The following is a 13973-nucleotide window of genomic DNA, read 5'->3' as shown; positions in this document are numbered from 1 at the left end:
TCAGCGCTTGCGTATGATCTCCAGTTCACCGCCTGCCGCCGGGATCACGCGGACCGGATAGATGGCGCCCAGCGTCTGGATGAAGCGGTCCGTGTCTCCGGTCGGAAATGCACCGCTGATCCGCAGGTCGGCCACCCATGGATCCCTTACCAGCAGCTTTTGCGGAGTGTAGCGGTTCAATTCGGCCACGACCTTGCCAAGCGGATCGCCGTCGAACTGGAGGAAACCCTCCCGCCAGCCGAGGCCGGAACCAAGATCGGCATTGTGAATGTGGTCATCATCTCCGAGGTGCGCGATCAGTTCCTGCCCCGGAGACAGATGCTCGAACACGGCATCGGGCTGGGCGGGGTCGCTGCCTTTGCTGACCGCAACCGCACCCTCGACGAGAACGACTCTCGTCTCCTCCGGCGACACGCGCACATTGAAGCTGGTGCCGAGCACGGAAACGATCCGTTCTCCCGCTGCGACCCGGAAGGGGCGGGTGGCGTCGTGCCTGACAGCGAAGAACGCCTGTCCTCGCACAAGGCGTATCAGCCGCTTGTCCGGCAGATAGGCGATGTCGATGGCGGTATCCGTATCCAGCGTCACCCGGCTGCCGTCGCTGAGGCCGATGGTCCTGCGCTGTCCGACAGCCGTGGTGTAGTCCGGCAGCCCGAAACTGTAGAGGTCCGCGCGTTCGGCCCGCGCGACGTAGGGCACCGGCTCGCGACCGTCGAAGGTGCCCATGTGCCACAGCAATGCGGTCGAGGCGATCACGGCCAAGGATGCGGCGGCGTACCTGAACCACGGTGCGGATAATCCGCGGGGGCGGAACGAGAGCGCCTCCCGGCGCATCGCTTCCAGTTCCCCGTCCATATCGGCCTCATCGAAGCTGTCCCAGACATCGAGCGCGTCATCCCAGGCCGCGCGGTTTTCCTCGCTTGCGGTCAGCCATCGGTGAAAGAGGGGGCTGTCTTCATCGTCTTCGACGCGGTCCAGCCTCTCCAGCCAGAACGCCGCCGCCTTGGTCGGGCCGAGCTTTTCCAGGGCTTCGAGCGTGGGAAGGTCGGCGCTCATGCATCGTCCTCCTGCGCCTGAGTCAGCGTGTCGATGGCGCGGAGCATGTGCTTCTGGACGGCGCTCACCGAGATGCCGAAGCGCTTCGCAATCTCGGCGTAGCGCATACCTTCCATGCGGCAGAGGATGAATATGGAGCGGGTCCGCTCGGGCATGGTGCTCAGCACGGTGGTTGCCCTTTCGAGCTTTTCCCGGGCGAGCAGGGTGCGCAGGGCGTCGCTGTCGTCGGGGGCATCGTGTTCGGGAAGCAGGCTGACGTGAGCATCCACATGGCGCACGCTGCGTCGGCGACGGCGGTCGAAAAGCACGCTCCGTGCCGTTCGGTAGAGGTAGCCCTCGAAATGGGCGACCGCTTCCCGATCCTCGCGGTTGGCGATGCGGACGAAGCATTCCTGCGCGAGGTCTTCCGCCTCGCACGGATCGCCGACACGGCGGCGAAACCAGGCGACCAGCGAAGCGCGGGCACGACGGAACTGATGCTCGAGAGCATCCGCCTGTCCCGAATCTGCGCCTGGATCGGCCATGCGGCCAGCGTGATCCACATTTCGAGCGAATTCCAGCGTTTGCTGAAGCCAGGGAGCCGCTGCCATGGCCTTACCGAAGGGGATTACGCACGCGGGCGCAGAATCTGCATCCGGCGGAGGGTAAAATGAGGTGAATCCATAGTTTCTGCGGGATTGGGGGGCTGTGAAGGCAGGTCCGGAGCGGAAATTTGCAGCCGGCAGCAGCCGATTTGCAAGGATTTACGGGCGGGCCCGAGGGGGGGCGGCCTAGCTTTCGTCGGTCGATCGAAGCCCGGTGTTACGGGCTGGTCAACCAGAAGTGAACGCCCGCGAACAGCACCGCCGGCGCAAGGCTTTCGCCTCCTCCCGGGACCATCATCGAAAGGAAAGGATCATGCGGGACTTCAAGGACAAGTTCGTGGTGATTACCGGCGGTGCCACAGGCATCGGCTTCGCGCTGGCGAAGCAGTTCGCGCAGAAGGGCGCGCATCTGCTTATCGCCGGGATCGACAAGGGGAGGCTGGAGCAGGCGCAGACCGAGCTCGCGTCCGGAGGAACCAAGGTCGAGATCTTCGAGTGCGACGTGACCAGGCGCCCACAGGTCGAGGCACTGGCCGACTTCGCGTGGAAGACCTTCGGCACCGTAGACGTCATCGTCAATAACGCCGGCGTCGGCCCTATTCCCGCCAGCGTGATCGACGCGAAGGCGGAGGACGTAGAGAGCGTCTTCGCGGTCAATCTCTATGGCGTTTGGAATGGTACTGCGGTCTTCGGGCGGCGCTTCATCGACCAGGGCACCCCAGCCGCGATCTACAACGTCGGCTCGGAGAACTCGTTCTTCAACGCCATTCCCGAAGGCGCGGGCTATGTCGCCAGCAAGCATTCGGTGCTGGCGATGACCGTGGCCCTGCGGGAGGAAGTGCCCGATCACATCGACGTATCGCTCATCTGTCCCGGGCTGGTGCTCTCGGAACTGGCACGCGAGACGCAGGAGGGCATGAATACCGACGTCTATGCCGCGCTCGTCATGGAGCAGCTTCTCGCGGAGGAGTTCTACATCGTCTCCCACGCCTTCAACTTCGCGCGGATCAGCGCGCGGTGGACGGAGATCGAAGCGGCGTTCAAGAAATATGCGCCGCGCTATGAGGGGGATGACGAGTTCGACGTGCGTACGCTCGGGGCCAAGGGCGGCTGGTATCCCGGCTATCCCGACTTCGGCCCGGACATTCCGGTCTAGGCAACGCGGCCTTCCGCTTCCGTCGCTCGCTGCGGCGGAAGCGGGGAAGATTTCAGTTTGGCAGAAGTGGCATGCGCATCTCGAACATCGTGCCGATCGAACAGTGATGCGCGTTCATCCGGATGCCGGCATTACGGGCGAGTTCCTGCACGATGGCTGTGCCCATGCGGGGCTTGGCGGCGGGCCGATGGCCGCCCATGCCGACGCCGTCGTCGCTGACGAGGCAGACGAGTTCCTCGCCGCAGCGGATGAGATCGACCTTCACGAATCCGCCGGGCCTTTCAAAAGCGTGGCGCGCGGCGTTCGTGAGCAGTTCCGACACGATCATGAGCAGCGCCCATCCCCGTTCGGAATCGAGTTCGATGTTCGCAGCCCGGAGCTGGACGAACACACCCTGCTCGGCGAAACGGGCCTGTGCGTGGTGGTGGCAAAGATCGCCCAGTTCGTTGCCGAGGTCCATGACCTCCAGTTCGGGCGGCTGCAGCAGACGCTGGATGGCAGCGAGCGAGTACAGGCGCTCCACGACGGTATCGAGCCGGTCGCGGGCGCGCTCGAGCGTCGTCTCCTGTCCGGCGACATCGACTTCGGCGCATACGACCGCGAAGTCGTTCGCCGAGCGATGGATGTATTCGGCAAGCAGAAGGTGGTTCGCGAAGACGGCGGCCATCGGTGCGCGAACGGGCTCAGGTTGCGTGAGGTTGAGATGCATCTGGAATACTCCCTGTAGCGGCAGCAGGTCCGGCCGATTGCGTCGAACTGTTGCAGAGTATCAGGTTGTTTCCGGAGCTGGGGTTAAGCGTTGTGAAGACTCGAAAATCCGAAGGTGTCCGGATACTCAAATATTCGTCACGACTACATGGTCAATACATGACGACCGGCGAAAGAGGATCCCAACATCCCCTATCGCCGGTCGATATCATTCGCCGGATATCCGGCGACTATTTGGCGTCGTAGTGCGCCTTGAGTGCGGCAAGGCCATCGTCGTAGATGCCCTGGAACAGTGCCGAGACTTCCACATCGGTGACGCCGACCGGCGTGAACTCACCGAACCATTCCACGCGCGAACTCTTGCCGCCGTCGGTTTCGCGCACGCGCAGCGTGGCAAGATAGTCCTTCTGCGGGAAGGGGGCTTCGAGGATGTGGTAGGTGTAGCTGCGCTCCTTCTCGTCGAAGGCCATCAGCCGCTCGACGATGGAACTGCCATCGGGGTTGGCGAGGTGCCTGATCCGCCCGCCGTCGCTGAGCTCGGAACTGGGGATATAGGGCAGCCAGTCGGGAAGGGAGTCGAACCCGCCGATCAGATCCCAGACCTGCTGCGCGGGAACGTCGAGGTCGATGCTTGAGGATGCCGTTGCCATCGTCGTGCCTCCGCTCACTTGTCGATCGGGAGAGGGGCGGCAGCGGCGACGAGGCCTTCCTTGCGCACCTCGGTCCAGAAATCATCCGGGATCGTCATCTTGTAGGCAGCATGATCCTCGATGACGTTCTCGGGATGGCTGGCGCCGGGAATGACCGACGCGACCGCCGGATTGGCAAGGGCGAAGTGCAGCGCGGCGGCCTTCAGCGACACGTCGTACTTGCCGGCCAGCGCCTTGAACTTCTCCACCTTGGCCGCGATCGCGGGCGGGATCGGGCCGTACTCGAAGTGCGAACCACCTGCGAGAACGCCCGAGCTGTATGGCCCGCCTACCACGATATCGAGCTTCTTCTCGGCCGCCAACGGCATCAGGCGCTGGAGGGCGTGCTCGTGGTCGAGCAGCGAATAGCGGCCCGCAAGCAGCGTGCTGTCCGGCGTGGGCTCGGAGAGTTCCAGCATGATCTCGACCGGCTCGGTGCGGTTCACGCCGAGGCCCCAGCCTTTGATGACGCCCTGATCGCGCAGTTCGCCGAGCGCCCGGAACGCGCCGGTGCGCGCCGTTTCGAGGTGGATCAGCCAGGAATCGCCGTAGAAATCCTGCGCGGTGTCGTGGATCCACACGAAGTCGATGTAGTCGACTCCCATGCGCTTGATGCTGTCCTCGATCGAACGCTTTGCACCATTGGCAGAGTAGTCGATCTCGATCTTGTTGGCGCGACCGTACTTGAAGATGTCGCCCTTTTCGCCGAGGTCGCGCTCGGAAACGTCCTCAAGCTCGTCGAGGATGATGCGGCCGACCTTGGTGCTGAGGATGTATTCGCTGCGAGGCCGCTTCGAGAGCGCCTGTCCCAGCCGGATTTCGGAAAGTCCCGCGCCGTAGAACGGGGCGGTGTCGAAGTAGCGCGTCCCGGCATCCCACGCGGCATCGACGGTCGCCTGCGCTTCCTCCTCGGGAATGTTGCGGAACATGTTGCCGAGCGGGGCCGCGCCGAAGCCGATCGGCCCGGCGAGCAAAGCGTCTCTGATACCCATACCTTCTCCTGCTGACAGAGTACGTGCGTGGACGCAGAGACTATCGGTTCGGTCGAAGCACCGATCGTTAAAGCTGATAAATTCTTGTGAACCCAAGGGGCGATGGTCACGCGGCTGAACGTTCGCTTTCGAATATAGGGAGGACATACTGTGCAAGTTCGTCCAGCACCTCCGAAACCCCGCGTCGCGACTGTCGAACGTTGATCGCGACATGATGAACGCCTGCCCGCGCAAGCGCCGCGAGGTGTTCGATCAGTGCATTGCGACCCAGCCGGGCACCGAACCGGATGGGCCTCGCTTCCTCGTCAGGATCTTCGGCAAGATCGAGGTGGAACGGCGTCAGGAACGCGCCGCCGGGCGGGCCCTCGCGCTGCCAGTCGGCGGCTTCCCGGGCCAGTCGTTCGAGAGGTCCGGGGTAGACGATGCGGCCGTCCATGTGGCTGGCGATCCAGCGCTCCTCCTGCTGCGCGCGGCCCGCCACGATCATCGGGATGCGGGGCTGGAACGGGCGGGGCAGGATGTCCAGCGTGGGCTCGCGATCCCCGTCACCGAGAGGCAAGCCACCCGGTTCCCATGCGCCGCGTATGTATTGAACGGCCTCGCGGAAGATGGCTCCGCGCTGGTCGAAATCGACGCCGAACAGCGGATACTCGATGGGCCTGTCTCCCGAGGCCACGCCGAGCACGAGGCGACCGCCGGACAGCACGTCCACCGTTGCGGCGGCCTTGGCGGTCATCAGCGGGTGGCGGATCGGCAGGATGACCGCTGCGGTGCCGAGCACGATGTCCTGCGTGATCCCGGCAAGAAACCCGAGGTAGCTGAACACGTCGAATACCGACCCGGCATCGCCCATGCGCACGCTGTCGAAGACCGGAACGTCGCGCAGCCAAAGTGCGGCGAAGCCGAGGCGGTCGGCCTTGCGGGCGAAGGCGGCGTGGCGCGTGAGGTCCGGTACACCGCGCGGGCGGCCGTCGGCAAGGCGGCGTTCTTCGCCTTCCGGGGACCATTCGTTGTCGAGCGGAAGCTCCAGCCCGATGGTCATGCCGCCGGGACGCACGAGTTGCGCCAGTGCCGAGAGTTCCCGCATGTCGGCTCTCCGAGGGGTGAACAGGGTGCCAGGGGCAATTCCGCCAGCGTCCGCACTCCGGCAGGCGATGTCACGTAAAACGTCGTAGCGCGCGAATAGCGAGGCATTAGCGTGCGGCTAGCTCCACGTGGAGGATGTTCGCCGCCGTCGCCTCGCACGAGCCGATTCACACGGATTTATCTCGCTTAAAGTTCATGACGGACGCGAAGGCGCTACGCTGTGGTCCCATCCGCTTACCCAGTGGCGAGGCCAGTATGTCCACACCCAGGTTGTTCCAGCCCATCCGGATCGCGAACCTCGAACTGGCGAACCGGATCATCATCGCCCCGATGTGCCAGTACTCGGCGGTCGACGGCTGCATGACCGACTGGCATCTCATCCATCTGGGCGGGCTCGCGATGTCGGGCGCGGCGATGCTCACGATCGAGGCGACGGCGGTCGCGCCGTCCGGGCGGATATCCTATGCCGATGTCGGGTTGTACGATGACCAGACGGCGCTCGCGATGGGCGGCGTGCTCGAAACCATCCGCAATGTCTCGGAGATACCGATCGCGGTCCAGCTCTCGCACGCCGGGCGCAAGGCGTCGCAGGAGAAGCCGTGGCTGGGCGGCAAGCACATCGGCCCTGACGATGACAACGGCTGGCAGACTTACGCCCCTTCCGCGATCCCGTTCAATGAGGGCGACCACCCGCCCGTCGCGATGAGCAAGGACGATCTGGCGCACGTCCGGGAATTCTTCGGGCAGGCTGCGGAGCGCGCGGCGAACATCGGGATCAGTCTGGTGCAGGTCCATTGCGCGCACGGCTACCTGCTGCACCAGTTCCTGTCGCCGCTGTCCAACCAGCGTGACGACGAGTACGGCGGTTCGCTGGAAAACCGCATGCGCTTCCCGCTTGAGGTGTTCGACGCAGTGCGCGCGCACTTTCCCTCCAACCGGCCGGTCACGGTGCGTCTGTCGGCGACGGACTGGGTGGACGGCGGCTGGGATATCGAGCAGTCGATCGTCTTCGCCAAGGCGCTGGAGGAGCGCGGTTGCGACGGGATACATGTATCGAGCGGCGGCCTCCACCCGGCCCAGCAGATCGCCGTGGGGCCAAGCTATCAGGTGCAGTTTTCCGCCGCGATCAAGGCGGCGGTGAAGATGCCCGTCATCGCCGTGGGCCTCATCGTCAGCCCCGAGCAAGCGGAGAGCATTCTCGCCACCGGTCAGGCGGATGCGGTGGCGCTGGCGCGGGTCATGGCCTATGATCCGCGCTGGCCGTGGCATGCCGCCGCGCAACTGGGCGCGACCGTTCCTGCCCCTGGCCAGTACATGCGGTGTGAGCCGCGCTGGGCCAGGAACCTGTTCAGGCTGGCCTGATCGACGGGGAGAGGCAGTGACCGCAGGCTTTCTCGACATCGCGATGACGCCCGGCGTCCGCGCCGCGCAGGCGCAGATGGGCACCGGCTACATGTGGGACGGCGTCGAGGGCAGTGGGCCGGACTGCTTCACCGGTGCCGAAATGCAGTTCATTGCCGCACGCGACAGCTTCTACATGGCCAGCGTCTCGGAGACGGGATGGCCTTACGTCCAGCATCGTGGCGGCGCGCCGGGCTTCCTCAAGGTGCTGGACGAGCGGACGCTGGCCTTCGCGGACTATCGCGGCAACCGGCAGTACATCAGCCTCGGCAACCTTTCGGCGGACGGGCGGGTCTGCCTGTTCCTGATGGATTACCCACATCGCGCCCGGCTCAAGATCTATGCCCGCGCCGAGGTGATCGCGCTCGACGACGACCCGGACTTGCGCGAGCGGGTTCTCGATCCCGGCTACCGCGCAAGGCCGGAGCGCATCTTCCGCCTTACGCTGGCGGCGTTCGACTGGAACTGCCCGCAGCACATCACCCCGCGCTTCACCGAGGCCGAACTGGCCAGCGCCATGCAGCCCTTCCGGGACCGGCTGGCCGAACTGGAGGCGGAGAATGCCGGGCTTCGCGCCAAGCTTAAGGGCAGGGACTGAGCGTCGCCGCCATTTCATCGCATAAATCCGAAAGATAGGAAAAGCTTCACGCGACAGCGCCTTGCGTTCTGCTAGACATGCCTGCGACGGCCCCAAGCGGGCCGCGTCCAGACTGGCATCACCAGCACAGAGAACGAGAGGTTGCGGCCCGTAATGAATGCTCTCCTGATCCGCGGCGTCGCCGTCGGCGCCCTTGCGGGCCTGCTGTTTGGCTTCGACACCGCCGTCATTGCCGGGACCACCGAAGGCATCCGTCAGGCTTATGGCCTCGATGCCGCAGGTGTCGGCATCACTGTTTCGAGCGCGCTGTGGGGCACGCTGGCAGGAGCGCTGTTCTCGGGCGCGCCGGGGGACCGGTTCGGTGCGCGCAATGCGCTGGTGGCGATTGCGGTGCTCTATTTCGTCTCGGCGATCGGCTGCCTGTTCGCGTGGAGTTGGGGTGCGCTGATCGTGTTCCGCGTGCTTGCGGGGCTTGCGGTGGGCGCCTCCTCGGTGCTGGCCCCGGTCTACATTGCCGAGATCGCTCCGGCCGAGCGTCGGGGCATGCTGGTGGGCGCGTTCCAGCTCAACATCGTACTGGGCATCCTCGTGGCCTATCTCAGCAACGCGCTGGTCACCTCGCTCGACCTCGGCGTGCTCGACTGGCACGTCAAGTTCGGCGTCACCGGTATCCCGGCGCTGCTGTTGCTGGCGATGATGTTCACCATCCCCGCAAGCCCGCGCTGGCTGGCGGCGAAGGGGCGGGGCGAGGAAGCGCGCGCAGTCCTGGCCGCGCTCGGCACCACGGACCCGGACGCCGAACTCGCTGCCTATCGCCGGGCGGAGGCCGTCAGCGCGGCCCCGCGCCTCAGCTGGAGGCGCCATCGCAAGCCGATCCTGCTCGCCTTCGCGATCGCCAGCTTCAACCAGCTCTCGGGTATCAACGCGATCCTCTACTACCTCAACGACATCTTCGGCGCGGCCGGGTTCGACACCGTTTCGGCCGACCGGCAGGCGATCGTGATCGGCGCGTGCAACCTGATCTTCACCGCGCTGGCGCTCACGGTGATCGACCGCTTCGGGCGCAAGACCCTGCTGTTGGTCGGCGCGGCGGGCGTCACCGCGTCGCTTGCGGGCGTCGCGGCGGTGTTCCTGACCGGCAGCCACCAGGATCTGCTGCTGTGGCTGCTGATCGGGTTCATCGCCTCCTTCGCGTTCAGCCAGGGCGCGGTGATCTGGGTCTACATCTCGGAAATCTTCCCGACCGACGTGCGCGCACGCGGGCAGAGCCTCGGTTCCTCGACCCACTGGTTCATGGACGCGATCATCGCGACGGCCTTTCCGCTGGTGGCGATGCACATGCGCGGCCTGCCCTTCGTGTTCTTCGCTGCCTGCATGGCGCTGCAGTTCGTGGTAGTGCTGGTCTGGTTCCCCGAAACCAAGCGCAGGTCGCTGGAATCGCTCGAAACCGGCCTGTGACGAGGGGGTGTCGGATGCTGTGCAGTCCGGCACAAGCGTGTCTCAGCTTCTCAGGTTGTTCAAGCCCCTGATCGTGCGGACATCTCCGGTTGCGTGCGCACGTTTTCGTGAGCGTGCGCAGCATAGGAGACTGACGAAATGTCCCGTTGGAAATCTGCAATGCTGGCGGCGTTCTTCGCCGCCCTTCCTATCGCCGCGCAGGCGCAGGCCGAGAAACCGGTTTCGGTCGTTCTCGTCCATGGCGCCTTCGCGGATGCGTCCGGGTGGAAGCCCGTCTATGATATCCTGACCAAGGACGGCTACGAAGTCCTGATGGTCCAGAACTCGACCGCCACGCTGGAGGGCGACGTAGCGGCAACCGAGCGCGTCATCGCCGCGGCCAAGCATCCCGTGGTCCTCGTCGGCCATTCCTATGGTGGCGGCGTCATCACCCAGGCGGGCGACAATCCCAAGGTCGCCAGCGTGGTCTACGTGGCGGCCTTCGCACCCGACGCCGGAGAGAGCATCATCCAGCTTGCCGAGCAGCCCACTCCCGGTGAGCCGCACGCGCCGCTGGTCGGACCTACGGACGGCTTCCTCCTCGTCGATCAGGCGAAATTCCCCGATGCGTTCGCGGCCGGTGCCGACCCGTCGCTGACCCGATTCATGGCTGCCGGCCAGGTGCCGTGGGGCGTCGCGGCGGTGCAGTTCAAGTTCACCAAGGTGGCATGGAAGGTGAAGCCCACCTCGTTCATGGTGACGACCAAGGATTTCATGATCCCGCCAAGCCAGCAGCGTACGATGGCCAAGCGTACCGGCGGCAAGGTGCTGGAAATCGCCAGCTCGCACGCGGTGATGCTCACCCACCCGAAGGAAGTCGCAAGCTTCATCGAGGCCGCGGCGACCGCGAAGAAGTAATGCTCCCGCCCGCGCCGCAACCTGTCGGCGCGGGCGCGGTTCGCGGAGGTCCGCGATGGACGTTCCTGCCCGGCCCCTAGCTACGCGCGGCGCTCGCGGAGATTTCGGCGATGATCTCGCCGATCGTCGTCCTGAGCCAGCGATGCGCGGGGTCGTGGCGATAACGGACGTGCCACGCCATCTCGATCGGGAAGGTTCCGAGGTCTACCGGGGCCGGGAGCACCTTGATGCGCGGGTCGAGGTCGAGCCGGCGGCAGATCAGCTTTGGCAGCGTGGCGCAGTAGTCGGTCACCGCCACCATCTCCGCCACCGCGAAGAAGTTCGTGACCGAGATCGCCACGTCGCGCCGCAGATGCTGCTGGGCAAGGGCCTGGAACAGTCCCGCGCGCAGGCGGCCCGGCGGCATGACGTTGACGTGCCGCAGCCGCTCGAACTGCTCGCGCGTGATCGTGTCGCGGACTTCGGGGTGGTCGGTGCGGACCACGCAGTCGAGTCCCTCGTCCATCAGGTGCTGCACGACGAGGTTGTCCGGCGGATCGGTGATGCGGCCCAGCACCAGCGCGGTCGTGCCCGAGACGACGCCGGTCTCCGCCAGATCGGTTCCATATGGCGTCAGGCGCAGGCGAATGCCCGGCGCGACCTGCTGGAGCCGCGCGACGATGGCGGGCACCAGCACGAACTCGACATAGCCGTTGGGCGCGATCGTCAGCAGCCGCTCTGCCGTGGCGGGATCGAAGTCCTGCTGGCCGAGCACCGCATCGTCGAGCTTCGCCAGTGCGTCGGCGATCACGGGAGCCAGCTCCAGCGCGATCGGCGTCGGCTGGATGCCGTAGCGTTCGCGGATGAACAGCTGGTCCTGCAGCATCGCGCGCAGGCGGGAGAGGGCGTTGGACAGCGCGGGCTGCGTCATGCCCAGCCGCTCCGCCGCACGGGTGACGCTGCGCTCCTCCATCAGGGCGACGAAGATCGGCAGCAGGTTCAGGTCGTAACGCATCACTTATATCATAACACGTATATCTGAAATAATAGAAATAAAGTTCTGGAATATGTGCCGAGAGAGCATGTTGGCGGTGTCCAGAAAGACATCAACCAACGGAGACTGACATGACCAAGGGTAAAGTTCTTGTGATCGGTTCCAACGCAACCCGGATCGAAGTCCAGGGCGGCTGGGGCGCTACCGGCCAGTACCTCAACGAGACCGTCGTTCCGGCGATGGCCGTGATCGAGGCGGGCTACGAAGTCGTCCTCGCCACGCCCAACGGCACCAAGCCGCACATCGACGAGGCTTCGGATGCTGTCGCCCACTTCGAGAACGACGAGGCCGCCTACGCCCGCGCCAAGGACTTCTGGGCGAACGACCCCGCCATGAACGACGTGCGCACGCTGCGTTCGGTGATCGACGGCGGCCTCGACCAGTACGCGGGCGTCTTCGTGCCGGGCGGTCAGGCTCCGGTCGTCGACCTGATGCAGGACGCCGACATGGGCGAGATCCTGCGCCACTTCCATGAGCGCGCCAAGCCCACCGCGCTGCTCTGCCACGGCCCGATCGCAGTCGTCGCGGCGATGCCGAACGCCCCCGAATTCCGCGCCGCGCTGATCGCCGGGGACGCCGTGAAGGCGGCCGAACTCGCGAAGGGCTGGCAGTACGCGGGCTACCGGATGACGGTCTTCTCGGCCACCGAGGAGAAGGTCGTGGAGGATTACATCCTGCACGCGAAGATGCACTTCGACATGCCGACCGCCCTTGGCGCGGCGGGCGGCGAGGTGCTGACCAACCCGGTGGACTTCGAACCCAACGTGATCGTGGACCGCGAACTCATCACCGGGCAGAACCCGCGTTCGGACCACCCGATCTCGGCGCGTTTCGTCGAAGCCCTCGATAGCCAGCTCGTTTCGGCATGAGAACGCGGATGACCGGCGGGGCGCTACGACGGCGGCCCGCCGGCTCCGCAAACCTGAAAGGAAACCCTGCGATGTCCAATAACGTGAAGGTCGTTGCCATCCTCTCCGCCCGCGAAGGCAAGGCGGACGAACTGCGCGCGCTGCTCGAAGACCTCGTCGCCGCGAGCCGCGAGGAGCCCGGCAACCTGCGCTACGATCTGTGGATCGACCAGACCAACCCGACGCGTTTCGTGCTGGACGAGCTCTACGTGGACAGCGCAGCCAATTCCACGCACCGTGCGACCCCGCACTTCCAGAACTATCTCTCCCAGATCAATGACCTGGCCGATCGCACCGCCGCGGCGCTGGATCCGCTGCTGGTCGTCTGAACGAAAGACACTTTCAATGGCACTCAAGGATATCCTGCCGAGCAAGCTCGGCTTCGGCGCCGCGCCGCTCGGCAACATGTTCCGCGACATTCCCGAGGAGGAAGCCCGCGCGACCGTGGAAGCCGCATGGCACGACGGCATCCGCTACTTCGACAACGCGCCGTTCTACGGCGCGGGTCTGGCCGAAATCCGGCTGGGTGACGCGCTCGTCGGCAAGCCGCGCGACGAATACGTCATCAGCACCAAGGTCGGCCGCGTGATCCTCGACGAAGTGGAGGACGTCAGCGCCCGCGACCTCGGCGAGAAGGGCGACGTGTTCAAGCATGGCCGTCCCAACCGCATCGTCAACGACTACTCGGAAGACGCCACGCTGCGTTCGATCGAGGACAGCCTCAAGCGCCTCAAGACCGACCGCATCGAGATCGCCTGGGTCCACGACGTCGCGCAGGACTTCTACGGCGACGAATGGGTCGGCATCTTCGAAAGCGCGCGCAAGGGAGCCTTCAAGGCGCTCGACCGCCTGCGGGACGAAGGCGTCGTCAAGGCCTGGGGCCTCGGCGTGAACCGCGTCGAGCCGATCGAACTGCTGCTCGAACTGGAAGGGCCCAAGCCCGACGGCTTCCTGCTGGCGGGCCGCTACACCCTGCTCGACCACGATCGTGCGTTGCAGCGGGTGATGCCGATGGTCGCCGAACGTGGCCTCGGGATCGTCGTCGGCGGTCCGTACAGCTCGGGCGCGCTGGTCGGCGGGCCGAACTTCGAATATGCCCCGGCGACACCGGAAATCCTCGCCAGGGTCGCTTCGATCAAAGCGCTGGCGGACCGTTACGGCATCAGCATGAAGGCGGCGGGCCTCCAGTTCGCGCTGGCCAACCCGGCCGTTGCGGCAGTGATCCCGGGCGCCAGCCGCCCCGGCCGCATTGCGGAGGACACCGCGGCGCTCAACGAAGCGGTGCCGGTGGACTTCTGGCGCGAACTGCGCGCAGCGGGGGTCGTCAACCCGGCGGCTCCGGTCCCCGGCGGCGCGTGATCGCGCGGCAGTAACCGTAGAGCAGACAGGAGCCGACGATCGCAAGGT

General features: G+C 65.5%; 15 protein-coding genes. 8 read left to right on the top strand and 7 right to left on the bottom strand.

Annotation, left to right across the window (positions count from 1 at the left end):
- Nucleotides 1-1056 (bottom strand): FecR family protein, encoded by a 1056-nt coding sequence (locus LO787_RS10310; RefSeq protein WP_232495743.1) that lies wholly within the window; start codon nt 1054-1056, stop codon nt 1-3.
- Nucleotides 1053-1580, bottom strand: a complete 528-nt coding sequence (locus LO787_RS10305) for an RNA polymerase sigma factor (protein WP_232495742.1) — start codon at nt 1578-1580, stop codon at nt 1053-1055. Before LO787_RS10305 ends, LO787_RS10310 begins: the two co-directional genes overlap by 4 nt.
- 373 nt (nt 1581-1953) lie before the next feature.
- Here LO787_RS10305 and LO787_RS10300 point away from each other — a divergent pair, with 373 nt between their 5' ends.
- On the top strand, nt 1954-2796 hold the full coding sequence (locus tag LO787_RS10300) for an SDR family NAD(P)-dependent oxidoreductase (RefSeq protein WP_232495741.1): 843 nt from the start codon (nt 1954-1956) through the stop codon (nt 2794-2796).
- Nucleotides 2797-2848: 52 nt separating this feature from the next.
- Here LO787_RS10300 and LO787_RS10295 read toward each other — a convergent pair whose 3' ends face one another.
- From LO787_RS10295 to LO787_RS10280, 4 genes are all read right to left on the bottom strand, one after another.
- Nucleotides 2849-3505: an ATP-binding protein gene (locus LO787_RS10295; protein ID WP_232495740.1), complete on the bottom strand. Its 657-nt coding sequence runs from the start codon at nt 3503-3505 to the stop codon at nt 2849-2851.
- 229 nt (nt 3506-3734) lie between these two features.
- Complete coding sequence (locus LO787_RS10290; RefSeq protein ID WP_232495739.1) at nt 3735-4154, bottom strand: SRPBCC family protein; 420 nt, start codon at nt 4152-4154, stop codon at nt 3735-3737.
- Nucleotides 4155-4168: 14 nt separating this feature from the next.
- Nucleotides 4169-5185 (bottom strand): aldo/keto reductase, encoded by a 1017-nt coding sequence (locus LO787_RS10285; RefSeq protein ID WP_232495738.1) that lies wholly within the window; start codon nt 5183-5185, stop codon nt 4169-4171.
- A 106-nt stretch (nt 5186-5291) separates the two neighbouring features.
- Nucleotides 5292-6272 (bottom strand): LLM class oxidoreductase, encoded by a 981-nt coding sequence (locus tag LO787_RS10280; protein ID WP_232495737.1) that lies wholly within the window; start codon nt 6270-6272, stop codon nt 5292-5294.
- Between the two features lie 254 nt (nt 6273-6526).
- Here LO787_RS10280 and LO787_RS10275 point away from each other — a divergent pair, with 254 nt between their 5' ends.
- The 4 genes from LO787_RS10275 (at nt 6527) to LO787_RS10260 (ending at nt 10625) form a co-directional block, all read left to right on the top strand.
- A complete protein-coding gene (locus LO787_RS10275) occupies nt 6527-7633 on the top strand; it encodes an NADH:flavin oxidoreductase/NADH oxidase (protein WP_232495736.1) in 1107 nt (368 codons plus the stop codon).
- 16 nt (nt 7634-7649) lie between these two features.
- A complete protein-coding gene (locus LO787_RS10270; protein ID WP_232495735.1) occupies nt 7650-8270 on the top strand; it encodes a pyridoxamine 5'-phosphate oxidase family protein in 621 nt (206 codons plus the stop codon).
- 153 nt (nt 8271-8423) lie between these two features.
- Nucleotides 8424-9728: a sugar porter family MFS transporter gene (locus LO787_RS10265; RefSeq protein ID WP_232495734.1), complete on the top strand. Its 1305-nt coding sequence runs from the start codon at nt 8424-8426 to the stop codon at nt 9726-9728.
- A 138-nt stretch (nt 9729-9866) separates the two neighbouring features.
- Nucleotides 9867-10625, top strand: a complete 759-nt coding sequence (locus tag LO787_RS10260) for an alpha/beta fold hydrolase (protein ID WP_232495733.1) — start codon at nt 9867-9869, stop codon at nt 10623-10625.
- A 76-nt stretch (nt 10626-10701) separates the two neighbouring features.
- Here the strand turns inward: LO787_RS10260 and LO787_RS10255 are convergent, their stop codons facing one another.
- Complete coding sequence (locus tag LO787_RS10255; protein WP_232495732.1) at nt 10702-11619, bottom strand: LysR family transcriptional regulator; 918 nt, start codon at nt 11617-11619, stop codon at nt 10702-10704.
- A gap of 110 nt (nt 11620-11729) precedes the next feature.
- Here LO787_RS10255 and LO787_RS10250 point away from each other — a divergent pair, with 110 nt between their 5' ends.
- From LO787_RS10250 to LO787_RS10240, 3 genes are all read left to right on the top strand, one after another.
- Entirely contained in the window at nt 11730-12527 is a 798-nt protein-coding gene (locus LO787_RS10250) for a DJ-1/PfpI family protein (protein ID WP_232495731.1), read from the top strand.
- Between the two features lie 71 nt (nt 12528-12598).
- Nucleotides 12599-12895 carry a putative quinol monooxygenase gene (locus LO787_RS10245; RefSeq protein WP_232495730.1) on the top strand — a complete coding sequence of 99 codons (297 nt, stop codon included), beginning with the start codon at nt 12599-12601 and terminating at the stop codon, nt 12893-12895.
- Nucleotides 12896-12911: 16 nt separating this feature from the next.
- On the top strand, nt 12912-13925 hold the full coding sequence (locus tag LO787_RS10240) for an aldo/keto reductase (RefSeq protein ID WP_232495729.1): 1014 nt from the start codon (nt 12912-12914) through the stop codon (nt 13923-13925).
- Nucleotides 13926-13973 lie beyond the last annotated feature (48 nt).

Origin of the sequence: Novosphingobium kaempferiae, from assembly GCF_021227995.1 — a bacterium.
Lineage (GTDB): Bacteria > Pseudomonadota > Alphaproteobacteria > Sphingomonadales > Sphingomonadaceae > Novosphingobium > Novosphingobium kaempferiae.
This window is presented reverse-complemented; position numbering and strand designations above follow the sequence as displayed.

Coding starts and splice junctions, on each gene's coding strand:
- LO787_RS10290 (WP_232495739.1), bottom strand. CDS start 4,154: ATGGCAACGGCATCCTCAAGCATCGACCTCGACGTTCCCGCGCAGCAG.
- LO787_RS10285 (WP_232495738.1), bottom strand. CDS start 5,185: ATGGGTATCAGAGACGCTTTGCTCGCCGGGCCGATCGGCTTCGGCGCG.
- LO787_RS10310 (WP_232495743.1), bottom strand. CDS start 1,056: ATGAGCGCCGACCTTCCCACGCTCGAAGCCCTGGAAAAGCTCGGCCCG.
- LO787_RS10245 (WP_232495730.1), top strand. CDS start 12,599: ATGTCCAATAACGTGAAGGTCGTTGCCATCCTCTCCGCCCGCGAAGGC.
- LO787_RS10305 (WP_232495742.1), bottom strand. CDS start 1,580: ATGGCCGATCCAGGCGCAGATTCGGGACAGGCGGATGCTCTCGAGCAT.
- LO787_RS10240 (WP_232495729.1), top strand. CDS start 12,912: ATGGCACTCAAGGATATCCTGCCGAGCAAGCTCGGCTTCGGCGCCGCG.
- LO787_RS10300 (WP_232495741.1), top strand. CDS start 1,954: ATGCGGGACTTCAAGGACAAGTTCGTGGTGATTACCGGCGGTGCCACA.
- LO787_RS10295 (WP_232495740.1), bottom strand. CDS start 3,505: ATGCATCTCAACCTCACGCAACCTGAGCCCGTTCGCGCACCGATGGCC.
- LO787_RS10265 (WP_232495734.1), top strand. CDS start 8,424: ATGAATGCTCTCCTGATCCGCGGCGTCGCCGTCGGCGCCCTTGCGGGC.
- LO787_RS10275 (WP_232495736.1), top strand. CDS start 6,527: ATGTCCACACCCAGGTTGTTCCAGCCCATCCGGATCGCGAACCTCGAA.
- LO787_RS10280 (WP_232495737.1), bottom strand. CDS start 6,272: ATGCGGGAACTCTCGGCACTGGCGCAACTCGTGCGTCCCGGCGGCATG.
- LO787_RS10260 (WP_232495733.1), top strand. CDS start 9,867: ATGTCCCGTTGGAAATCTGCAATGCTGGCGGCGTTCTTCGCCGCCCTT.
- LO787_RS10250 (WP_232495731.1), top strand. CDS start 11,730: ATGACCAAGGGTAAAGTTCTTGTGATCGGTTCCAACGCAACCCGGATC.
- LO787_RS10255 (WP_232495732.1), bottom strand. CDS start 11,619: ATGCGTTACGACCTGAACCTGCTGCCGATCTTCGTCGCCCTGATGGAG.